This window comes from Streptomyces sp. NPDC046197 (assembly GCF_040646295.1).
Lineage (GTDB): Bacteria > Actinomycetota > Actinomycetes > Streptomycetales > Streptomycetaceae > Streptomyces.
The window spans coordinates 213667-233852 of sequence record NZ_JBEYZY010000009.1; the positions used below are offsets into that span (position 1 = coordinate 213667).

The 20186-nt window shown below is 71.1% G+C and carries 21 protein-coding genes and 1 tRNA gene; 12 read left to right on the forward strand and 10 right to left on the reverse strand.

From position 1 onward, the window contains the following. Positions 1-14: 14 nt before the first annotated feature. A complete protein-coding gene (locus AB0A61_RS15670; protein WP_361291884.1) occupies positions 15-1928 on the reverse strand; it encodes a LuxR C-terminal-related transcriptional regulator in 1914 nt (637 codons plus the stop codon). Positions 1929-2023: 95 nt separating this feature from the next. On the opposite strand from AB0A61_RS15670, the gene AB0A61_RS15675 reads away from it, so the two are divergent. After that, positions 2024-3109, forward strand: a complete 1086-nt coding sequence (locus tag AB0A61_RS15675) for a M12 family metallopeptidase (RefSeq protein ID WP_361291886.1) — start codon at positions 2024-2026, stop codon at positions 3107-3109. Between the two features lie 164 nt (positions 3110-3273). On the opposite strand, the gene AB0A61_RS15680 is transcribed toward AB0A61_RS15675, so the two are convergent. The 3 genes from AB0A61_RS15680 to AB0A61_RS15690 all read right to left on the reverse strand — a co-directional run bounded on the left by AB0A61_RS15680 (position 3274) and on the right by AB0A61_RS15690 (position 5625). Beyond that, the gene (locus tag AB0A61_RS15680; protein WP_361291888.1) at positions 3274-4158 is read right to left on the reverse strand and encodes a glutathione S-transferase C-terminal domain-containing protein; all 885 of its coding nucleotides are present in this window, start codon (positions 4156-4158) and stop codon (positions 3274-3276) included. Positions 4159-4329: 171 nt separating this feature from the next. Continuing rightward, positions 4330-4452 carry a putative leader peptide gene (locus tag AB0A61_RS15685; protein ID WP_361291890.1) on the reverse strand — a complete coding sequence of 41 codons (123 nt, stop codon included), beginning with the start codon at positions 4450-4452 and terminating at the stop codon, positions 4330-4332. A 117-nt stretch (positions 4453-4569) separates the two neighbouring features. Beyond that, a complete protein-coding gene (locus AB0A61_RS15690; protein WP_361291892.1) occupies positions 4570-5625 on the reverse strand; it encodes a LacI family DNA-binding transcriptional regulator in 1056 nt (351 codons plus the stop codon). Positions 5626-5950: 325 nt separating this feature from the next. Between AB0A61_RS15690 and AB0A61_RS15695 the strand changes: the two genes are divergently transcribed. Genes AB0A61_RS15695 through AB0A61_RS15710 form a run of 4 tightly spaced genes read left to right on the forward strand, consistent with a single transcriptional unit; the run spans position 5951 to position 10856 of the window. After that, the gene (locus AB0A61_RS15695) at positions 5951-7249 is read left to right on the forward strand and encodes an ABC transporter substrate-binding protein (protein WP_361291894.1); all 1299 of its coding nucleotides are present in this window, start codon (positions 5951-5953) and stop codon (positions 7247-7249) included. Between the two features lie 11 nt (positions 7250-7260). Beyond that, positions 7261-8313 (forward strand): sugar ABC transporter permease, encoded by a 1053-nt coding sequence (locus AB0A61_RS15700; RefSeq protein WP_361291896.1) that lies wholly within the window; start codon positions 7261-7263, stop codon positions 8311-8313. Next, entirely contained in the window at positions 8310-9143 is an 834-nt protein-coding gene (locus AB0A61_RS15705) for a carbohydrate ABC transporter permease (protein WP_361291898.1), read from the forward strand. The genes AB0A61_RS15700 and AB0A61_RS15705 overlap by 4 nt, the downstream gene beginning before the upstream one ends. A gap of 42 nt (positions 9144-9185) precedes the next feature. Then, positions 9186-10856, forward strand: coding sequence for a glycoside hydrolase family 13 protein (locus AB0A61_RS15710; RefSeq protein WP_361291900.1), 1671 nt, complete (start codon positions 9186-9188; stop codon positions 10854-10856). 241 nt (positions 10857-11097) lie between these two features. On the opposite strand, the gene AB0A61_RS15715 is transcribed toward AB0A61_RS15710, so the two are convergent. Beyond that, positions 11098-11520, reverse strand: a complete 423-nt coding sequence (locus AB0A61_RS15715; protein WP_361291977.1) for a hypothetical protein — start codon at positions 11518-11520, stop codon at positions 11098-11100. Positions 11521-11991: 471 nt separating this feature from the next. Between AB0A61_RS15715 and AB0A61_RS15720 the strand changes: the two genes are divergently transcribed. After that, positions 11992-12348: a DUF190 domain-containing protein gene (locus AB0A61_RS15720; protein WP_361291902.1), complete on the forward strand. Its 357-nt coding sequence runs from the start codon at positions 11992-11994 to the stop codon at positions 12346-12348. 90 nt (positions 12349-12438) lie between these two features. Here AB0A61_RS15720 and crcB (AB0A61_RS15725) read toward each other — a convergent pair whose 3' ends face one another. From crcB (AB0A61_RS15725) to crcB (AB0A61_RS15735), 3 genes are read right to left on the reverse strand one after another with little or no spacing between them, the layout of a single operon-like run. Further along, positions 12439-12813 (reverse strand): fluoride efflux transporter CrcB, encoded by a 375-nt coding sequence (gene crcB, locus AB0A61_RS15725; protein ID WP_361291904.1) that lies wholly within the window; start codon positions 12811-12813, stop codon positions 12439-12441. Continuing rightward, positions 12810-13157, reverse strand: a complete 348-nt coding sequence (locus AB0A61_RS15730) for a DUF190 domain-containing protein (RefSeq protein ID WP_361291906.1) — start codon at positions 13155-13157, stop codon at positions 12810-12812. Before AB0A61_RS15730 ends, crcB (AB0A61_RS15725) begins: the two co-directional genes overlap by 4 nt. Beyond that, on the reverse strand, positions 13154-13591 hold the full coding sequence (gene crcB, locus AB0A61_RS15735) for a fluoride efflux transporter CrcB (RefSeq protein WP_361291979.1): 438 nt from the start codon (positions 13589-13591) through the stop codon (positions 13154-13156). Before crcB (AB0A61_RS15735) ends, AB0A61_RS15730 begins: the two co-directional genes overlap by 4 nt. Positions 13592-14292: 701 nt before the next feature. Here crcB (AB0A61_RS15735) and AB0A61_RS15740 point away from each other — a divergent pair. The 3 genes from AB0A61_RS15740 to fmdA all read left to right on the forward strand — a co-directional run bounded on the left by AB0A61_RS15740 (position 14293) and on the right by fmdA (position 16623). Then, a complete protein-coding gene (locus tag AB0A61_RS15740) occupies positions 14293-14574 on the forward strand; it encodes an FmdB family zinc ribbon protein (protein WP_361291908.1) in 282 nt (93 codons plus the stop codon). Between the two features lie 122 nt (positions 14575-14696). Beyond that, entirely contained in the window at positions 14697-15335 is a 639-nt protein-coding gene (locus AB0A61_RS15745) for an AmiS/UreI family transporter (protein WP_361291910.1), read from the forward strand. 37 nt (positions 15336-15372) lie between these two features. Further along, complete coding sequence (gene fmdA / locus AB0A61_RS15750; protein WP_361291912.1) at positions 15373-16623, forward strand: formamidase; 1251 nt, start codon at positions 15373-15375, stop codon at positions 16621-16623. Positions 16624-16731: 108 nt separating this feature from the next. Here fmdA and AB0A61_RS15755 read toward each other — a convergent pair. Further along, positions 16732-16805 (reverse strand) — tRNA-Pro (locus AB0A61_RS15755). A gap of 658 nt (positions 16806-17463) precedes the next feature. Here AB0A61_RS15755 and AB0A61_RS15760 point away from each other — a divergent pair. Together AB0A61_RS15760 and AB0A61_RS15765 are read left to right on the forward strand one after the other, a co-directional pair. After that, entirely contained in the window at positions 17464-17967 is a 504-nt protein-coding gene (locus AB0A61_RS15760) for an SH3 domain-containing protein (protein WP_361291914.1), read from the forward strand. Between the two features lie 203 nt (positions 17968-18170). Next, on the forward strand, positions 18171-18932 hold the full coding sequence (locus tag AB0A61_RS15765) for a DUF2690 domain-containing protein (RefSeq protein ID WP_361291916.1): 762 nt from the start codon (positions 18171-18173) through the stop codon (positions 18930-18932). 69 nt (positions 18933-19001) lie between these two features. On the opposite strand, the gene AB0A61_RS15770 is transcribed toward AB0A61_RS15765, so the two are convergent. Then, positions 19002-19514: a hypothetical protein gene (locus AB0A61_RS15770; protein ID WP_361291918.1), complete on the reverse strand. Its 513-nt coding sequence runs from the start codon at positions 19512-19514 to the stop codon at positions 19002-19004. Positions 19515-19822: 308 nt separating this feature from the next. On the opposite strand from AB0A61_RS15770, the gene AB0A61_RS15775 reads away from it, so the two are divergent. Continuing rightward, on the forward strand, positions 19823-20167 hold the full coding sequence (locus AB0A61_RS15775) for a cupin domain-containing protein (RefSeq protein ID WP_361291920.1): 345 nt from the start codon (positions 19823-19825) through the stop codon (positions 20165-20167). Positions 20168-20186 lie beyond the last annotated feature (19 nt).

Here is a 20186-nt window from a genome sequence, read left to right on the forward strand (position 1 = left end):
GCATTCCCGGGTCCTCACGCGGTGCGCGGCTCCGGCTGGTCCACCAGCCATGGCAGCGCGGCCCGGTCGCTCGCGCCCAGGCGGGTGTAGGCGCCGTGGAGGTGGTTGCCGACGGTGCGCACGGAGAGGGTCAGGCGTTCGGCGATCTGCCGGTTGCTCAGTCCGGTGGCCGCGAGCGTGACGATCTGCCGCTGCCGGGCGGTCAGTTCGCCCAGCACCAGCCCGGCCAGCGCCGGAGTACGGGCTCCCTGGCAGCGGCGGGCCAGCGCGACCGCGCGCGTGCGCGACACGCGGGCGGCACGCGGATCACGGTGCGCCCCCGCCGCCTGGGCGTGCGCTTCGGCCGCGCACAGCAGCAGTCCCCGCTCCCGGAGCGCCTCGGCCGCCCGGTCGAGGGCGGCCCCGTCCCCGCGCACCAGGGCGTCCGCGTGCCGGGCCAGGACGGCGGGGCCGGCACCGGGCAGCTCGGCGAGTCGGCCGGCGGCACGCTCCGGCGCGCCCAGGCGGACCAGGTCGTGGAGGAGGAAGGCGACGTCTCCGTACGGGTTTCGACGGTCCTCGGCGACCACGGCGGCGGCCTCCACCGCCTGGTCGAGGTCACCCTGGGCGGCCAGCAGCCAGGCCCGCGACGCGTCGGTCACCGGCCGGTCCGCCCTCGCGGCGCGGTCGGCCGTGACCTCGCCCGACTGGGCGGCCGCCAGGGCGTGTTCGGCCCGGCAGTCCGGATCGCCCGGAGCGTGCCGCAGCCCTTCGCGCGCCCAGGCGGCCGCCTCCCGCAGCTCGCCCCGCAGCCGGGAGAACCGCGCCCGGACGGCCGCGTACCCGGCCGGCACCGGCGCGCCCTCGTCCACCAGCCACTCCCCCACCGGGGTCGGCAACCGCCGTACGTCGGCCTGTTCGATCCTGTGTGTCAGTGCGGCCCGTTCGGCCCGCAGCGCGGTCGCGCACTGCTCGGGCGTGCGGGCCAGCCGTCCGGCCCGCAGGCGTCCGGCCGCCGCCCGCAGCGCCGGGCCGTGCAGGGGGTGGGCGAGGCGAACGGTCCGGTCGGCGTCGACGTGGACCAGGCCCTCGGCCTCCAGCGCTTCGAGCACGCGCAGGTCGAGGTTGTCCGCGTGCAGCGGCACGGGTTCGGCGAAGGCCACCTGTTCGAGGATCTGCCGTTCCTCTCCCCGTGCGCCGTCGAGGACCCGCGCACTGCGTTCGCGGACGGCCGCGGTGAGCGGCAGTGGGCCCCGCCAGGCCCACTCCTCGGCCTCGGGCGCGTGCAGCGGAACGGCCGTCCCCGCGGACGGAAGGCGGGAAGGGGCCGGCCCGCCGTGGTCGCGCAGCGCGCCGAGCAGGTCCCGCAGCAGACGCAGGTCGCCCCCGCACAGCCGGTGCAGCCGGTCGGCGGTGAGCGGCTCCGGCCCGCTGCCGCCGAGGGTGAGCAGCTGGGCCGTCTCCGCCCGGGGCAGTGCCTTCAGGGCGAGCCGCGGCAGCAGCTCGCCGGTCCACAGCCGGGACACCGCGCCGGGCACGGGGGCGTCGTCGGCCGCGACCACGAGCAGCCGGGTGCGGGCGTGCGCGGCGAGCTGGTGGACGAGGGCGGCCGAGGCGTCGTCGAGCAGATGTGCGTCGTCGACCAGCAGCAGCCGTACGCCCGACAGGAGGTGGACCGCGCGGTGCAGCGTGACGGCTTCGGGCAGCAGGTGCGCGAACGCGGCGAAGGGGATCCGCCGCGCCTCGGGCGTCCCGGTCACCCGTGCGCAGTCGGTGCCGCCCACCGCCTGGGCCACCAGCCGGGTCTTTCCGCAGCCTGCCGGGCCGGTCACCACGATGCCGGGCCGTCCGGCGGCCAACGACCGGCGGACGATGTCGAGTTCCTCCTCACGGCCGGTGAACGGCCAGGGCAGTTCGGGGGTCTTCGCGTCGCCGTCGAAAGTCGTCACGGAAACAGGACCCGGGTTACTCACCCCTGATACAGGGGGACTTGAGTAGCCCCCGACTCAGGCGCCCGGGGCGGGAGGGACGGCAGTCTGGGCGTATGACCGCCCGCTACTGCTCGCTGCCGCGGCAGTCGGCCCCGTCGTACGCTCCGGGGCTGGCCGCCGAGCGGCTCGCCGCGCTCGTCGGCGGGCGGCAGATGTGGGTCAACGGCACGGTTCTGCACTACTACTTCTTCGGCGACGACACCGACGGCTCGGTCATCGCGGTCCCCGCGACCGGGGAGATGCGCAGGGTCTCCTGGGCCGGTGGCAAGGACCAGCAGGACGTGGTGCGCGACTGTTTCCGGGAGTGGGCGGACCTCGGCGTCGGCGTCACGTTCGCCGAGGTCGGCGACCGCTCCGAGGCGGAGCTGCGCATCGGGTTCCAGAGCGGTGACGGCTCCTGGTCGGCGGTGGGGCGCGAGGCGCTGCAGGTCGGTCTGAACGACCGGACGATGAACTTCGGCTGGGACCTGACCGCACCCGGACAGCGCGCGACGGCCCTGCACGAGATCGGGCACGCGCTCGGCATGCGGCACGAGCACCAGAGCCCGTTCGCGGGCCTCCTCTTCGACGACGAGGCGGTCTACGCCGACCTGGCGGGCGCCCCCAACCACTGGAGCCGGGAGAAGACGTATGCCAACGTCCTGCGCAGGCTGCAGCCCGGTGAGGTCAACGGCTCCGTCTGGGACCCGCTGTCCATCATGGAGTACCCGTTCGCGTCGGGGCTGATCCTGGAGCCGGAACAGTTCCGCGGGGGCATCGACCCGCCCGGCACCCTGTCACCGGCCGACAAGGAGTTCGTCCTGCGCTGGTACCCGCCGTGCGGGCCGTCCCGGCCGGCCCCGCTGGTGCCGTTCCGCTCTGTGCCGCTGCGCCCGGGGCCCGGCGAGCAGACCGACTTCACCGTCGAGCCGCCGGAGAGCCGCACCTACACTCTGCGCACCTTCGGGGAGTGCGACGCCGTCGTCGTGGTCTTCGAGGAGCGCGACGGCGAGCCGCGCTTCCTGTCCGGTCAGGACGACGGCGGCACCCGGCACAACGCCACGCTCGCGGTCCGGCTCGTCAAGGGCCGCCGCTACATGGTCCGCGTACGCCTGTACTCCACCTGGGGTTCGGGCGAGACGGCGGTCATGTGCTGGTGACAGCACGGCCCCGCACCGCGCGGACACACGAACCGCAGTCCGGCGCCGGGGGAGCGGTCGGGGACGCCACCTTCGGGGGAGGGTGACGTCCCCGACCACGGCGCCACGGTGCCCAACCCCACGACGCCGCCCGGCGGCCGCGCGGGTCCACCAGTGGGAACGGCTCAGCGGTGGCCGCCGCGGACTGCGTCGGCGGCGTGGGCGGCCCAGTCGAGGATCCGCACGGCCGCCCCGGCGGCCTCCAGACCCCGGCAGTGCGCGTGGTGGCGGCGGGCGATGCCGTCGAGGTCCAGATGGGTGCCGAAGGCGGGGTGGGCGGCCAGGCGGCGCGCGTAGGCCCACACGGCGGGACGGTCGGCGATGCGGTGCACGGCGCAGGCGTCCAGGTGGTTGTGGTGCACGGTGTCGAGCCGCACGAGGTGTGCCCACAACGCGACGTCCGCCGAGGTGAGTTGATCACCCGTCACATACGGATGCCGGGTCAGCTCTTGCTCCAGTACGTCCAGCGCGCCGAGCAGGACCTCCAGGGCCGCGGCGCGTTCGGCCGGGTCGCCCCCGGCCTGTCCGGCGCGCTGGGCGGCCTGCTCGATGTCCTGTGCGCACAGGCGCTCGACGGCCTCGATCCGCGTCTGTGCGCCGCTCGGGTGGAGTGGGGCACGGCTGTCGCCGAAGTGCCGGTCGAGGTCGCGCACGATGTCGGGCGCGTGGGTGCTGACGATCCGCCCCGACCAGTCGTCACTGAGCACCGGACCCAGGGCCGGGCCGGTGTAGCGGTGGGCGCTCGCCTCGTACAACGGGCGCAGGGCCGAGTGGCCGCCGCCTGGACAGTCCGGCACGGCGGGCAGGAGGGTCACCGGGCAGATGTCGTCGAGGGCCAGCAGGCTGTGGGTGACGGCGATGCGCAGGCCCTGGGGGCAGGCGGTGGACAGATGGAGGCGGTAGCGGCGCGGCACTGCGTAGTGGCCGCTGCGCGCGTCCCGGCCGATGCGGCCCCGGAAGGCGGGGGCGGACGGTGCCAAGGGGTGGGCGGCCGGCGGTGTGACGGTCATGGGTCTCCCCGGGTACGGGCGCGCGAGCGGACGCGCGGCGGAAACGGCGTCGAGGGCGTCGAAGGCGTCGAAGGCGTCGAAAGGGAGCGCGCGGCGTTCACCGCTGTGCGCCGGCCGCGACGGCATCCGCGGTGATGCCGCCGGTCCGGCCCGGGCACCGGGTGGGCGCGCTCAGCCGAGGGGGCTGATCGCGCTGCAGACCCGCAGCAGATCGATGTGCCGACGGGAGGTGAGAAGGGGCGAGGGCGCAGGCGTACGGCTCACTCGGCTGGTGACCGGCTCAAGGCACCCCATGCTTCCCTACCTGTTCACTGGGATTCTTCACTGGAGTGTCGGTCCGCCTCGATGCGCAGTCAAGGGGGCGTACGCCAGCCGTCGCACTCGTCTTGAGGCGTGGACGGGTGCGTGGTCTCAGGACTCGGACGCCCCCTCGCCCTGGGGCAGGGACGGCGCGGCGGTGGTGGCCCGCGGGATCAGGCGCGTGGGCAGCACGATGTGCCGCCGCGTCTGGTCGCCCTCGGGCTCGTTGAGGAGTTCGAGGGCCAGTTCCCCGGCCTCACGGCCCATGTCCGACGGCGACTGGGCCACGGTGGACAGATCGAACCACTCGGCCACCTGGTGGTCGTCGAAACCGATGACGGACATCTGCTCGGGCACCTGGATCCGTGCCGCGCGCAGGGTGTGGATGACGGCGACGGCCAGTTCGTCCTGTTCGGCGAAGACGGCGGTCGGCGGCTGACGCAGACTCAGCAGGTGTCCGACGCCCTCCACGAGGCCCCGCTTGTCCTCGAAGGCCATCGTGATCACCAGGTCGTCGTCCGGCGGGATGCCCGCCTCGGTGAGCGCCTGCCGGTAGCCGTGCAGCCGGGCGCGTGAGCTGAAGCTGAAGCCGCTGGCCCCCACGGTCGGGGCGAAGGCGATCCGGCGGTGTCCGAGGTGAAGCAGGTGGCGGGTGGCCTTCACGGCTCCGGCCACGTCGTCGACGTACACGCTCGGCCGGCCGTGGGCGTGCTGGCTGACGTAGATGACCGGCATCCCGAGGTGGTCCAGCCGTGCGGTCTCCTCGTCGGTGAGGTCGAAGCCGAACACCAGCAGCGCGTCGGCGTTGCGCCGGGCCGGGAGCCGTTCGAAGAACGAGGTGCGCTCGGTCATGTCCGGGATGACGTAGACGTTCAGCTCCATGCCGGCCGCGCGCAGCAGCGGACCCAGGGAGTTGAGCGCCGAGCCCATGAACCAGGAGTTGAGCGTGGGCACGAGCACCGCCACCACGCCCGTCCTGCCGGTGACGAGGCTCGCGGCCTGCCGCGAGACCGCGAAGTCGAGTTCGCGGGCGGCCTGTTCGACCCGGGCGCGGACCTCGGGCGAGACGGTGGTCAGGCCACGCAGGGTGCGCGAGACGGTGGACGCGGAGACGCCTGCCCGTTCGGCGACGTCGGCCATCGTGGGGTGCCGTGGAGCGGGTGCCATGAGCGGAAGTTAGCACAGATCGAGGTCCGCGCCAGGCTCGATGTGACAGCGCTGTCACGCGACCCATGTGGGGCTATACGCCCCTGTCTGCCCATGAAAAAGCTGCGCACAACACCTAGTTCTGTTCGAGCTACCGACAAGTTACCGATTGACTTACCTCAGGTGCACTCCTAGCGTGCAAGCGTTGTCACGGCGGCGCCGAAGTCAGCCTCACCAAATCGGCACGTACGGCTCTGACCTGCACTTTCCCTGTGTGCAAGACCGTGACAGCACAGTCTCGGGGCGGTCGCCCCGCCTTCGGTTCCGCACGACCAGGAGAGAGACAGTGAAGACCACGACCAGCAGAGCCCTGCAGTGCTCGGCGACACTCGTCGCCGCCGGACTCCTGCTCACCGCCTGCGGCTCGTCCGGCGGCAGCGACGCCGGGAAGCAAGCCCAGAACGCGTCGTTCCAGGGCCGTGGCCCGATCACGTACGTGGCCGGCAAGGACAGCTCCGGCGTAGTCCAGAAAGTGATCGACCGCTGGAACCAGCTGCACCCCAAGGAGAAGGTCACCTTCATCCAGCTGCCGACGGACGCGGACTCGCAGCGGCAACAGATGATCCAGAACGCGGAGACGAAGTCCGACGCCTACACGGTGCTCTCCCTCGACGTCGTGTGGACGTCGGAGTTCGCCGCCCACCAGTGGATCGACCGCCTGCCCGAGCAGCAGTTCCCGCTGGGCAAGATGCTGAAGCCGGTGGTGGAGACGGCGCGGTACCGGGGCGGGCTGTACGCGGCCCCGGCCAGTTCCGACGGCGGCCTGCTGTACTACCGCAAGGACCTGCTGAAGAAGGCGGGCATCACCACGCCCCCCACCACCTGGGCGCAGATGACGGCGGACTGCGCCGAGGTGAAGAAGCTGCCCGAGGCCCAGAACGCCTCCTGTTACGCGGGGCAGCTGCAGAAGTACGAAGGCCTCACGGTGAACTTCGCCGAGGCCGTGAACTCCGCGGGCGGCGTCGTCACCGACGCGAACGGCCGGCCGGACGTCGACACCCCCGAGGCGAAGAAGGGCCTGGACTTCCTCGCCGGCTCCGTCAAGGACGGGACGATCCCGAAGGAGGCCGTCACCTACCAGGAGGAGGACAGCCGCCAGGCCTTCCAGGCCGGCAAGGTCGTCTTCCTGCGCAACTGGCCGTACATGTACTCCCTGGCCCAGAAGAGCGAGGTCGCGGGGAAGTTCGGGATCGCACCGCTGCCCGGCCTCGACGGGCCCGGCTCCTCCAGCCTGGGCGGCCACAACCTCGCCCTTTCGTCCTTCGCCAGGAACAAGGCCACGGCCCTGGACTTCATGAGGTTCTTCAGCGGTGCGGACAGCGCGAGCACCTTCCTCAAGGACGCCTCCCTCGCCCCGCCGTACGCGGGCCTGTACGAGGACCCCTCTCTGGTCAAGCAGTATCCGTACCTGCCCGTCCTCAAGCAGTCGATCCTGCGGGCCGTGCCGCGTCCACGGGTCGTGCAGTACGGCGACGTGACATCGGCGATCCAGCGGGAGGCGTACGCCGCCCTGACCGGTGGCAAGAGCAGCGCCCAGGCGTTGAAGGACCTGCAGGCGGAACTGCAGAAGTCCACGGCGCAGTGAGGAGCGGGTCCATGGCCGATACGAAGATCCCGCCCGGAACCACTGCGCGGCCCCCCGGCAGCGCCGCCGCGCGGGCGTCCGCGCCGGCCGGCCGGCGTCGCACGCGGGCCCGGGCCACGGCGGGCTCGGGGCGGATGGCGGCGCTGCTGGTGTCGCCCACGCTCCTGGTGCTGACGATCGTCGTGCTGTATCCGACCCTCATGGCGCTGAAGGAGTCGCTGTACGGGCCGAAGGGACTGGACCCGAAGACCGGCTTCATCAGCACCACCGAACCGTTCGTCGGGCTGACCAACTACGCCGACGTCCTCGGCGCGGCCGGGGACCGTTTCTGGAACGCCTTCTGGAACACCACGTTCTTCACCGTCGTCACGGTGGGCCTTGAGACCGTGATCGGTGTCGCGATGGCGCTGATCATGCACAAGGCGTTCCGGGGCCGGGCCCTGGTGCGGGCCGGCATCCTCGTCCCCTGGGCGGTGCCCACCGCCATCTCCGGCCTGCTGTGGCGGTGGATCTTCAACAGCGACGGCGTCGCCAACGCGCTCCTCGGCCACCAGATCCTGTGGACCACCGAGGGTTTCCACGCCAAGGTCGCGGTCGTGGTCGCCGAGGTGTGGAAGACCGCCCCCTTCATCGGACTGCTGGTCCTGGCCGGCCTGCAGGTGATCCCGAACGAGGTGTACGAGGCGGCCCGTATCGACGGGGCGAGCGCACCGGGCCGGTTCTGGCACATCACGCTGCCCCTGGTGAAACCCGCGCTGCTGGTGGCCGTGCTCTTCCGGTGCCTGGACGCGCTGCGGATGTTCGACCTGCCGTACATCCTGATCGGCGCGCAGAAGAACTCCGTGGAGACCCTGTCCATGCTCGCGCAGAACGAGGCCTCCAACGTCCGTTTCGGGCCGGCCTCCGCCTACGCGGTGCTCCTCTTCCTCTACGTCCTGCTCATCGCGCTCGCCTTCGTGCGGCTGCTGGGCACCGATCTCGTGGGCGACCGCGGCGGCGGGCGGCCGGGCCGCAGCGCGCGCCGACGGCTCGTCGTGCCGCGCCGGGCGGGGGTGACGGCATGACCCTCACCGCGAAGTGGCGCCAGGGCCTGCTGTACGCCGGGGTGGCCGCGGTGGTGGCCTACTGCCTGGCCCCGTTCTACTGGATGCTGGTCTCCAGCCTGCGGCGCACCTCGGACATCTTCGACACCTCGCTGTTCCCCTCCCCCGTGTCGTTCGAGAACTACCGGGCGGTGTTCGACCCGTCCCAGGGGTTCACGCGAGCGCTGCTCAACAGCCTCGTCGTCGCCGGTGTCACCACCGCACTGGCACTGCTGCTGGCCACGTTCACCGCCTACGCGATGGCCCGGCTGGAGTTCCGGGGCAAGCGGCTGATCCTGACGCTGATCATCGCCACCTCGATGTTCCCGGTGGTGTCGATCGTGGTCCCGCTGCTGAAGCTGTTCACGGACATCGGCTGGATCAACACCTACCAGGCCATGATCGTGCCGAGCATGTCCTTCGCGCTGCCGCTGGCGGTGTGGAACCTGACCACGTTCTTCCGGCAGCTGCCCGAAGAGCTGGAGCACGCCGCCATGATCGACGGCTGCACCCGCGGTCAGGCCTTCCGCAAGGTCATCGTCCCGCTCGCCGCGCCGGGCATCTTCACCACCGCGATCATCACCTTCATCGCCGCCTGGAACGAGTTCCTCATCGCCCTGTCGATGACGAACAAGCCCTCCATGCAGACCGCGCCGGTCGCCATCTCCAAGTTCTCCGGCGCCACCCAGTTCGAGACGCCGTTCGGCAGCCAGATGGCGGCCGGCGTCCTGGTCACCGTCCCGCTGGTGGTCATGGTGCTGCTCTTCCAGCGCCGTATCGTCGCCGGGCTCACCGCCGGCGCGGCGAAGTAGACACCGCACTGTCCCGTCGACTCGAAGGGCCGACCGAAACCCATGTCACGTACCGCACCGTGGTGGCGCAGCGCCGTCATCTACCAGGTCTACATCCGCAGTTTCGCCGACGGCAACGGCGACGGCGTCGGCGACATCGCCGGGCTCCGCTCCCGCCTGCCGTATCTGGCGTCGCTCGGCGTGGACGCCGTCTGGATCAACCCGTGGTACAAGTCACCGATGGCGGACCACGGGTACGACGTGGCCGACTACCGCGAGATCGACCCGCTGTTCGGCACGCTCGCCGAGGCCGAGCAACTCATCGAGGAGGCGCACGCGCACGGGCTCCGCGTCATCCCCGACATCGTGCCCAACCACACCTCCGACCAGCACGCCTGGTTCCGGGCGGCGCTGGCCGCCGGGCCCGGCAGCCCGGAACGCGAGCGCTACGTCTTCCGGCCCGGCCGCGGGCCCGGCGGTGCCGAACCGCCCAACGACTGGGTCTCCTGCTTCGGCGGACCGGCCTGGACCCGGCTGCCCGACGGCGAGTGGTACCTGCACCTGTTCGCGCCCCAGCAGCCCGACCTCAACTGGCAACACCCCGAGGTGCGCGAGGAGTTCGAGTCGGTCCTGCGGTTCTGGTTCAGCCGGGGCGTCGACGGGTTCCGCATCGACGTGGCCCACGGCCTCGTCAAGCACCCCGAACTGCCCGACCTGCCGCCCCGCCAGGAGCCCGCGGTGCTGGGTCCGCTCAGCTCCCGGGAGCCGGTGGGCGAGCAGCCCCGGCAGCACACCGACCACCCGCACTGGGACCGTGACGAGGTGCACGACATCTACCGCGCCTGGCGCAAGGTGGCCGACGAGTTCCCCGGCGAGCGGTCGTTCGTCGCCGAGGCCTGGGCGGACACGCCCGAGCGGCTCGCGGCCTACGTCCGCCGGGACGGTCTGCACACCGCCTTCAACTTCGACTTCCTGATGGCGAGCTGGAATGCCAAGGAGCTGCGCTCGGTCATCGACGACTCACTCGCCATGCTGGGCGCGGTGGGCGCACCGGCCACCTGGGTGCTGTCCAACCACGACGTCATGCGCCATCCCAGCCGCTACGGCCGTCGTACGGTCAGGAAGTGGGTGGCCAACGAGCCCTACCGGCCGGAAGGTCCGGCGGACCTGGCCCTCGGCACCCGGCGGGCCCGCGCGGCCGCGCTGCTGATGCTCGCGCTGCCCGGCGGCGCCTATGTCTACCAGGGCGAGGAGCTCGGCCTCCCGGAGGTCGAGGACCTGCCCGAGGAGGTGCTCCAGGACCCGGTCTGGGAGCGGTCCGGGCACACCGACCGGGGCCGCGACGGCTGCCGCGTGCCCCTGCCCTGGTCCGGCACGGCGGCACCGTACGGCTTCGGCCCCGAAGGCTCCGCCGCGCCCTGGCTGCCGCAGCCCGCGGACTGGGGCGCGCTCAGCGTGGCGGCGCAGACCGGGGACGAGACGTCGATGCTGGAGCTCTACCGCGACGCCCTGCGCCTGCGCCGCGCGCACCCGGCGCTCGGCGACGGCACCCTCACCTGGCTCGGCGCACCCGAGGGGGTGCTGGCGCTGCGCCGCGAACCCGGATTCGTCTGCGTGGTCAACCTCTCCCCCGACGCGTACCGGCTGCCCGATCACACCGCGGTGCTCCTGTCGAGCGGCCCGGTCCGGGACGGCCTGCTCGCACCGGACCACGCGGCCTGGCTGGCGGTGTAGCGGCCGGCCCCACGGGTGCCCGTCCGCGCGGGCGCGGCTCCGGCGTCAGGTGCCTGAGCTGCGCCCGGCCGCCGCGGTCCTGCGGCGGCCGGGTCTCCTGAGTGCGTCCTTGGTCCTTCGGTGTCGGCGACACCGAAGGGCAGGGGCAGGGGGGCCGGAGTGTGACACCCACAGTGCGGTACGTGACCCACGTCCCGCCCGGAGCGGGCTCCCGTTCATCGCGGGCGTGGGCCCGCGCCGGTCAGAGCTTCCCGCCGATCTCGCACGCCCGGCACGGCGGCCGGCCGCAGGTGCACTGCATGATGGCGTCGAGCACGTCCCTGTCGTGGTAGAGGCACTCGTCCTTGCAGGTGTGGCGCGGGATGAATCCCGCCGGGATCTCACCGGGCCACGGCTCGTGACCGTCCCGGCACCGTGCGAAGCGCTCCGGGTCGTTGGAGTGCAGGTCGTGCATGCTGGAGCGAGCCTCGTCCTCCAGCTCCCGCACACGTTGCACCAGGCCCTTGAGCTCGGCGGCGATGCTGGTGTAGCGGTCGGCCCCGGTCCTCACGTGTGCGGCGCGCAGCGCCATCACGGCGTTGCCCAAAAACCTGCCGGCATCCTGGAGGTCGGTCACGTGATGCATCTGAATGCCGTTCACGCCACGCACCCATACGGCGTCCATGCTGCTCACTGATCCACCTTCCCGGCGTTCGCCTGGTTTTTTGTCAAACATTATGCGCGGCGCCGGTGCCTCCGCATAAGGAAAAATCAACCTATTCAAGGACGCTAAAAGGTGCGGGGGGCACCAGTCCAGTAGATATCGGGTGAGTCGGCTCACAGGAAGCACGGACTCACCGCTGGGGGCGGACTCGCAGCTGGTACGGCATACCGGAAGGCGGAGTACCCCCTTACGCCGAGGGCACTCCGCCGAATCTCCTGCCGATTTCCCGTGCCCCGGCTTCTTTTGTTCCTCCCTGCGTTGATCAGCGGTACCCTGATAGGTGAGTGACCGGGCCGTCATCCGGCGGAGAAGGTCACGCGGCGGTGGGGCTCGCCGTACCCGAACCGCGGCATTCGGTGCCGCCAACAGTCCCTACTCGTGAAGTCGTCTCTCGGCCCGTCGTAAGGCCCGCGCGAGTAGGAGGGTCACGGCATGAGAAGCGAGAAAGCCCTGCAACTGACGATCTTCATTGAGGAATCCAGCACCTGGAATCACAGGCCGCTGTCCGCGGAGATCGTGCACCGCGCCCACGAGGCCGGGCTGGCGGGAGCGACGGTGTTCCGCGGCGTCGAGGGATTCGGTGCCTCCTCGGTGATCCACGGTTTCCGGTTGCTGTCGATCAAACAGGATCTTCCGCTGGCCATCGTGATCGTCGACGACGAGGAACGCGTCCGCCGCTTCCTGCCGGGACTGCGGCAAATGATCGACGAAGGACTCGTGATCGTGGAAGACGTCGACGTCATGCAATGGACGCAATCACGGCAGGCCCAGGGCGGCGCTACCGCCTGACAGCACTTCAGGCGGTCTTGCGCGGCCCGGCGGTCTTGCGCGGCCCAGGGCCGGCCGTTAGTCCTGCGCGGCCGAGTGCCGCCTGCCCGGCTATCCGAACACCGCCTGTGCGAGGGCCAGGCCGACGAAAAGGGCCCCCAGTCCGGCGACGACCGAGGCGATCACGTTGACCGCCGCGAGGAACCGCGCTCCGGCCTCGGCCAGAGACAGGGTCTCGTAGGAGAAGGTGGAGTACGTGGTCAGGGCACCGCACAGGCCGGTGCCCAGGAGCAGCTGCACATCCTGCGGGGAAGCGGCGGCCAGGGCCGCCCCGGTCAGCATGCCGAGGATCATCGACCCGGTGACGTTGACGGCGAAAGTGCCCCACGGAAAGGTGGTGTCGTGGCGGGCCTGGACCGTCCGGTCGATGAGGTACCGCAGGGCGGCACCGACGGCGCCACCGGCTGCCACGAGCAGGAACTTCATGGGTTCGCGGCTTCCCGGCCCTTGTAGTGGACCACTTCGACCTCCTGCACGGTGACCAGGCCCTCGATGCCCAGCTCCTCGAGCTGCGGCAGGAAGGCGCGGATCCGTTCCTCCTCGTCGACGATGACGACCGACGTCGGCAGGTCGTCGGCCATGGACAGCAGCCGTGTCGTGTGCACGACGGAAGACGCTCCGAATCCCTCCACGCCGCGGAACACCGTCGCCCCGGCCAGCCCCGCCTCGTGAGCGCGGTGCACGATCTCCGTGAACAGGGGCTTGTGGTGCCAGGTGTCGGTGTCGTCGACGAAGATCGTCATGCGCAGCGCGCGTCCATTGAGTCTCATTTCGATCCCCTCGTTGCCAGGACCACCCGGCGGGCGCCGACCACGCCGATCTTCACCGCGACCATCGCGACGACCACGGTCGCCACAAGGTAGACCAGAGCGACGCCGGCCCTGCCCTCCCGCACCAGACGCTCGATGTCGGCGCAGTAGGTGGAGAAGGTCGTGAAGCCACCGAGGACCCCGGTGCCGAAGAACGGGCGCAGCAACGGGTTCGCGGTCCACCCCTCGGTGATCGCGACCATGAACGCGCCGATGACCAGGCATCCCACGGCGTTCACGCTCAGTATCGTCCAGGGGAACGCCGCTTTGCCCGTTGGCCACAGCAACGTGGCCGCATACCGGGCGCAGGCGCCGATCACCCCGCCGGCGGCGACCACGGTGAGCACACGCAGGGTCCTGCGGCGGGCGTCCCGGCGTCGGCGCGCCTCTTCCACAGCGGCACTTTCCGCCGTTGCCGTGGTCACAGAATCCTGCGCGGGCTGCTCACTCACGTCGTCTCGTTCCACACGCCGCCACACATGTGCCTCGCGGGACAGCCCCTGCCCTCGACACGCACGAACGACGGTCGGTCGGGCACCGCCCAGGAGCCCTGTCATCCGGCCGCTCCAGGTATGAAATCCAGCCTAAACCCTGGGCCGGACACGAGTTGCGCCGAGACCGTGGCGGGGCCCGCAGGACAAGACGAGTGCGTCCTTCACTCAGGCTTCAATCAGCGGTGCGAACAGACCTCACCGCACCGCCGGCCGCTTCCGGCGGACCTCGACGCGCCTCCCGTGCGCCGGGCCGGCCGCACAATTACCGGGCCGGATTGCGTGGCGGCTTGGCGGCCATGCGAGCGGCATACGACGCTCTCCACATTCCGTAACGAGCTGGTCCACCTGTGCAAGAAAGGACCGGCGGAAAAGACGTGCCGCAGGGCGCACCCAGCCGCACGGCGGGCCCGTGGGCAGTGGCTGCGGGGGCCGCCCCCGGCTCGCTCTGAATAAGCGGCAGGCCGGCTCCTCCCCGACTTGACACGTCGATTTACCGGACGTCTCCTGGAAGGGAGGAAAAACGCTGCGGTATGCCCTTAATCAGAGGGCGGGCCGCACACACTCGGGGTTGGCCGGCGTCCACCGGCAACCGGAGGCTGCAGATGGCGACCTACGAATATCTATGCGACCGTTGCGGGCCTTTCGAGGTGAAGCTGGCGATCGGAACGGCACCCAAGGATTATGGTTGCCCGGTCTGCGCAGGCGCCGCGCGACGGGTGTACTCCTCGCCGGCTCTCGCGCAGACGCCGAAGGCGTCAGCCGCCCTTCGTGCCCGCGAGGAGCAGTCCCGCGAGGCCCCGGCAGTGGTCTCCGAAGTGCCGCCCCGCAGAGGGCGGGTGCGACAGCAAGTGCACCCCGCGCTCTCGCGGTTGCCGCGTCCCTGAGGGCGGTGGTGGACCAGGCAGAACGTCTCATGCGGGTCTCGACGCCGGGACGCGGACGTCGTTCCCGTTGCGGTGCGGGGAATCATTTTCGCCCCCACGCGGACTTTAGGAGGTGCGTCCCCGTGGGAAACGTGGGACTGCTCTTCGTCGGTGCGGTGCTCTTTCTCAACGGGTTGCTGCTCCTGGGCAAGGTCGACGCCCGGTCAGGAGCGGTGTTCAACCTTTTCGTGGGTGCACTCCAGGTACTGACTCCGACCTACCTCATCTTCGTTGCCGCCGGTGATCCCAAGAAGATCCTGGCGGCTTCCGGTATCTATCTGTTCGGCTTCACCTATCTCTATGTAGGTATCGGCCTCCTCGCAGTACTCGACACCACTGGGGTCGGCTATTACTCGCTCTTTGTGGCGATTACGGCCCTGGGATTCTCGTTCGTCAATTTCCATCTCGTCAAGGATTACCCGTTCGGAGTCATCTGGCTCTACTGGGCATTCCTGTGGTTCCTGTTCTTCTTGCTACTTGGGCTCAAGATGGACAGCCTCACCACCTATACGGGCTGGGTCACGGCGATCGAAGGCTGGGTCACGGGCGTGATTCCCGCCTTTCTGCTGCTCTCCGGCTACTGGACGCACCCCGACGAGACCGCCATCGCACTGGCGGTCTTCGGCGTGGTGGTCTTCGGGGCGCTGTGGCCGCTCACCCGGAAGTCGCGGCTTCCGGCCCCCTCCACCCCGGAGGCCGGAAGCGTCGGCGCACCAACGTGACCGGATCAGAAATCCGGATCAGAAATGAGGAACTGTCATGCCCGAAGTTCTCTTCACCGTGGACCACTCCAAGTCGATGCGTGAGCAGGACGTTCCCGGCCACAACAGGTGGCACCCGGACATTCCTTCCGTCGCCATGGTGCGGCCGGGATCGGAGTTCCGCGTGGAGTGCCGTGACTGGACCGACTGCCAGGTCGGCAACAACGACACCGCCAACGACGTCCGTGACATCGACCTGACCATCCCCCACATGCTCAGCGGCCCGATAGGCGTGGAGGGCGCCGAACCCGGCGACCTGCTCGTCGTCGACATCCTCGACCTCGGCCCCGTGCCGCAGCAGACCGGGGACGCGGCGGGCCAGGGCTGGGGCTACACCGGCATCTTCGCCAAGGCCAACGGCGGAGGCTTCCTGACCGACTACTTCCCGGACGCCTACAAGGCGATATGGGACTTCCACGGCCAGCAGGCGGTCTCCCGCCACCTTCCCGGGATCCGCTTCACCGGAATAACCCACCCCGGGCTCTTCGGAACCGCCCCCTCCGAAGAGATGCTCGCCCGCTGGAACGCGCGCGAGAAGGCGCTGATCGAGACGGATCCGAACCGGGTCCCGCCGCTCGCCGTACCGCCGGACGCGACCAACGCACTCGCAGGCACGGCCACCGGAGACCTCGCGCGGCGCATCGGCGAGGAAGGCGCACGCACGGTGCCGGCCCGCGAGAACGGAGGCAACCACGACATCAAGAACTTCACCCGCGGATCGCGGGTCTACTACCCCGTACACGTCAAGGACGGCAAGCTCTCCGGAGGCGACCTGCACTTCAGCCAGGGCGACGGAGAGATCACGTTCTGCGGCGCCATCGAGATGGGCGGCTTCATCGACTTCCACGTCGACCTGATCAAGGGCGGCATGGAGACGTACGGCATCTCCACCAACCCCGTGTTCATTCCGGGCAACGTCGAGCCGAGGTACTCGGAGTTCATCACCTTCATCGGGATCTCCGTCGACCACGACACGGACACGAACTACTACCTGGACGCGACGCTGGCCTACCGCCGGGCCTGCCTCAACGCGGTCGAGTACTTCAAGAAGTTCGGTTACAGCGGAGAGCAGGCCTACCTGCTGCTCGGCTCCTCGCCCATAGAGGGACGTATCAGCGGCATCGTCGACATTCCCAATGCCTGCTGCTCGCTGTACGTGCCCACGGCCATGTTCGACTTCGACGTCCGGCCCACCGCGGGCGGACCGATGAAGGCCGACCGCGGCCAGTGCGCGACGGCCAGCGCCTGACCGGACGACGACGGCCCCGCAGCGCCTGCTGCGGGGCCGTCACCGCACCCATGCGTCAGGGGCGCTCCCGAGAGCGCCCCTGATCGTCGGCTGTTTTCGACATCCCGGTCGGGACGACAGGATTTGAACCTGCGACCCCTTGACCCCCAGTCAAGTGCGCTACCAAGCTGCGCCACGTCCCGGTGCGTTCGTGCGGCGGACCGCGTGAACGCGCAGGTAAACCCTACCGCACGTGGGCGGCCGGCTCGGCTCGGCCGATGTGCCGCCGCCGGCGTCCCGGAGCCGCCGTTCGCGCCGGCCTCGGGCCAGTTCGGTGGCCACCTTGGACACCGTAGGCCGCCTACGCCATCTCCGCTGCCTCCCGACGAGGCGGCCGGCCGCTTCCCCGGCCGCAGCGGATCCGGCAGATGCGCCGCCGGCCGTCCCCCTCCGACAGCCGGCGGCGCACGACGGTGCGCTCGGACCGACGGCGCCGGTTGGACGGGGCGAGCGCCAACCTCGCGGTGGAGTCCGCCAGTTCACTCCACACCTTCGGCGGCACGGGTACCCCGTTCGCCGCGCGTGCCACCGCCGGTACGGCACCGCGCGTCCCGCGGGGTGCATCTTCTGCCATGTCGCACGCACGTTCACCGGCATCAGCATCGGCAAAACGGTGGAACGGTGGAACACCAGTCCGCCAAGGGCCGGATGAGCCGGGGCCCGGCGTACGGGCGGGCGTTCCCGGGGACGTCCCCGGCGTCCCCGGGACGCGGGGACGGCATCACCGGCGGGTGGCACGGAAACGCTGGGCGACGTGTGATCACGACGCGTGATCACAGGAACGACAGCCCGGAGGCTTCCATGATCCGACGGACCCTCACCAGTGGCCTGCTGGCCACGGTCGCGGTGCTCGCGCTCGTACCCACGGCGGCCGACGCCGCCCAGGGCGGACCCGCCCAGCGGCCCGCCGCGGCGGCGGTCGCGCCGCACCTGCTCCCCTCGCTGCTCACCGCCGCCGTCCCGCAGGCACCGGCGGTGTACCACTCCGGCCGCTCCGCGCACCACGCGCACCAGATGCGCCCGGTCCGGCACCTGCGTCACACCAAGCCGCGGGCAGCACACCGTCGTTCGGTCCACCCGCTCGGACGCGTGACCACGCGCCACTTCGCGCTGAACGTCCGCTCCGGTCCCGGCACCGGCTACCGGGTGATCGGCGTCCGGCACGCCAACCACCTGGTGACACTCAAGTGCCGTACGTACGGCTCCTGGGTGCGCGGGACCCGGCAGTGGTACCGGCTCACGCACGTCCGGGGCTACGTCTCGGCCCGCTACGTGCGGGTGCGCGCCGCCGTCCCGTGGTGCTGACGCGTCGTCGGCTCCGCATGTCCTGACGTCCGCCCGGGCCTGTACGCGAACCAGGCGTTCGCGTACGGGCCCGCGTCACGTACGCCGCCGCCGGCTCACCTTCCTCATACCTCCCGCAGGTGTGGGGGCGCCCCGAACCAGGGAATCCATTCCGACAACCGGGGCGAAACGCCCAAAGCGGGAGCGGAGTCGGGAGACGCGTCATGTGGCAGCAGCCCCAAGGAGCGGCACCGTCGAGCGGGCCGCTGGCGGCGACCCTGCGCGAGCTGCGGGAGCGTACGGGTCTGAGCCTTGCGGCCCTGGCCGCACGCACTCCCTACAGCAAGTCGGCCTGGCACCGCTATCTGACCGGGGCCAAACACCCGCCCCGCTCGGCCGTGGAGGCGCTCGCCGGGCTCGCGGGCGCCGATCCGGAACCGGCGCTGGCCCTGTGGGAGGCCGCCGGCGAGCCGCCGGCCGCACCTGCGGGACAGGTCTCGGCACCCGGGCGCCTGCGACGGCTCCTGCTGCCGGCCCTCACCCTGCTGACCGCGATCGCCGCCGTCGTCGCCGCCGCCCTCGCCACGTCCTCCCGGTCCGGTGCGCCGGGCACACGGGTCGTGATGACCTCGCAGCGCTGCCACGGGGGGTCCTGCCAGGGGGAGTTGCCCGGCGCCTCGGTCTGCGCGGGGGACGCGCGGACCGAGAGCACCGTCACCGACGTCAGCTACACCGTGCGGCTGCGGTACTCGCCCTCCTGCGGCGTCGCCTGGTCCGAGGTACGCGTGCGCGGCGCGGTCGCCCGGGAGGTGTCCGTGCGGGCGGGTGAGGACGCGCTCTCGGCCACGTACTCCGCCGACGACGTGCGGGGTTACACGAGCCCCATGCTCTCGGTGACCTCCGCCCGCGGTGTGGAGGCGTGCGGCGAGGTCTCCGGGCAACTGGCGTGCACCGGACTGGACAGCGACTCGGAGCAGGAACGCTGACCCGCGCCACGAGTGCGGGGGCCTTCCCGGTGCGGTCCCGGGGCGACCGTGGTGACGGGCCGGGTACGGCTACTTGATGATCGCGTTGGCCACCACCACGACCAGCCCGAGCAGCGCGTCCCCCGCGCCGATGCCCACGGCGACGCGCCAGCGGCGCCCGGCCCACCGGGCGGTGACCAGGCCCAGGGCGAACAGCATGGCGATGTTGAGGGCGAAGGCCGCGTACTCGACGTCCTGTGTCGGCCACCAGCCCCAGCCGGCACCGGCGAGGATCAGGACGGTGGGCAGGACGGCCACCACCAGCGGCCACTCGTCGGTCAGGGCGCGCAGCGCCTCCCAACGGCGCTGCGGATGGCGCTCGGCGATGTAGTGGGCGTAGCCGTGCGCCAGGGCGGAGGCGAACGCGGTCACCAGCAGCCAGAGAGCATCGTAGCGGCGGCTCGCCGGGGAGGTGTGGCCGTACGTGGAGAGCGCGGCCACCATGGCACTGGCCAGGACGGCGCCGTAGACACCGCCGAAGAGCAGGAGGGACCGGGTGTCGTGCGCGGACCGCTCGGGGACCGGCGCGGTGGTGTGCGCCATGTGCTGCTCTCTTCGCGGGCGTGCGGAGACGGTCCCCTCAACGATCACCCGAGCCGCCCACCACCGCCACTGCGCCCTTCCCCCTCCGTGTTTCGCCCTTCGCCCTCTCCGTTCCCCTCCCCCCTCGTCCCCTCGTCCCCTCGTCCCCTCGTCCCCTCGTCCCCTCGTCCCCTCGTCCCCTCGTCCCCTCGTCCCCTCGTCCCCTCGTCCCCTCGTCCCCTCGTCCCGACGAAGTGTCCGCGCGCGCCCGCCGATCCCCCACACACTGTCGGGGCCCGGGCGCCCTCCCGCCCGGTTAGGTTCGCCGCATGACTCACACCTTCGCCCTGAACATCCCCGACGCCGAGCTCACGCCGGAGCCGCTCGACCCGGAGCAGATCGTCTCCGGGACGCCCGAGGTCAGCGGGAAGGTGGTCTGGGAGTCGGCGGACGGCCGCCGGATCCGTGGGGTCTGGCAGATCACTCCCGGCGTCGTCACGGACACCGAGGCGGACGAGGTGTTCGTGGTGATCAGCGGGTCGGCGACCATCGAGGTCGAGGGCGGTCCCACACTGCACGTCGGCCCCGGCGACATGGCGGTCCTGCGCGAGGGTGACCGTACGAGGTGGACGGTGCACGAGACGCTGCGCAAGGCGTACGCGATCGACCTCTGAGCCTTCCCCGCGGGCGGCC

Bases quoted from the DNA above. Each gene is read 5' to 3' on its own strand.
- fmdA (WP_361291912.1), top strand. From the start codon at position 15,373: ATGCCCGAAGTTCTCTTCACCGTGGACCACTCCAAGTCGATGCGTGAG.
- AB0A61_RS15705 (WP_361291898.1), top strand. From the start codon at position 8,310: ATGACCCTCACCGCGAAGTGGCGCCAGGGCCTGCTGTACGCCGGGGTG.
- AB0A61_RS15715 (WP_361291977.1), bottom strand. From the start codon at position 11,520: ATGGACGCCGTATGGGTGCGTGGCGTGAACGGCATTCAGATGCATCAC.
- AB0A61_RS15730 (WP_361291906.1), bottom strand. From the start codon at position 13,157: ATGAGACTCAATGGACGCGCGCTGCGCATGACGATCTTCGTCGACGAC.
- AB0A61_RS15685 (WP_361291890.1), bottom strand. From the start codon at position 4,452: ATGGGGTGCCTTGAGCCGGTCACCAGCCGAGTGAGCCGTACGCCTGCG.
- AB0A61_RS15740 (WP_361291908.1), top strand. From the start codon at position 14,293: ATGGCGACCTACGAATATCTATGCGACCGTTGCGGGCCTTTCGAGGTG.
- AB0A61_RS15675 (WP_361291886.1), top strand. From the start codon at position 2,024: ATGACCGCCCGCTACTGCTCGCTGCCGCGGCAGTCGGCCCCGTCGTAC.
- AB0A61_RS15680 (WP_361291888.1), bottom strand. From the start codon at position 4,158: ATGACCGTCACACCGCCGGCCGCCCACCCCTTGGCACCGTCCGCCCCC.
- crcB (WP_361291904.1), bottom strand. From the start codon at position 12,813: ATGAAGTTCCTGCTCGTGGCAGCCGGTGGCGCCGTCGGTGCCGCCCTG.
- AB0A61_RS15710 (WP_361291900.1), top strand. From the start codon at position 9,186: ATGTCACGTACCGCACCGTGGTGGCGCAGCGCCGTCATCTACCAGGTC.
- AB0A61_RS15760 (WP_361291914.1), top strand. From the start codon at position 17,464: ATGATCCGACGGACCCTCACCAGTGGCCTGCTGGCCACGGTCGCGGTG.
- AB0A61_RS15770 (WP_361291918.1), bottom strand. From the start codon at position 19,514: ATGGCGCACACCACCGCGCCGGTCCCCGAGCGGTCCGCGCACGACACC.
- AB0A61_RS15720 (WP_361291902.1), top strand. From the start codon at position 11,992: ATGAGAAGCGAGAAAGCCCTGCAACTGACGATCTTCATTGAGGAATCC.
- AB0A61_RS15690 (WP_361291892.1), bottom strand. From the start codon at position 5,625: ATGGCACCCGCTCCACGGCACCCCACGATGGCCGACGTCGCCGAACGG.
- AB0A61_RS15700 (WP_361291896.1), top strand. From the start codon at position 7,261: ATGGCCGATACGAAGATCCCGCCCGGAACCACTGCGCGGCCCCCCGGC.
- AB0A61_RS15765 (WP_361291916.1), top strand. From the start codon at position 18,171: ATGTGGCAGCAGCCCCAAGGAGCGGCACCGTCGAGCGGGCCGCTGGCG.
- AB0A61_RS15775 (WP_361291920.1), top strand. From the start codon at position 19,823: ATGACTCACACCTTCGCCCTGAACATCCCCGACGCCGAGCTCACGCCG.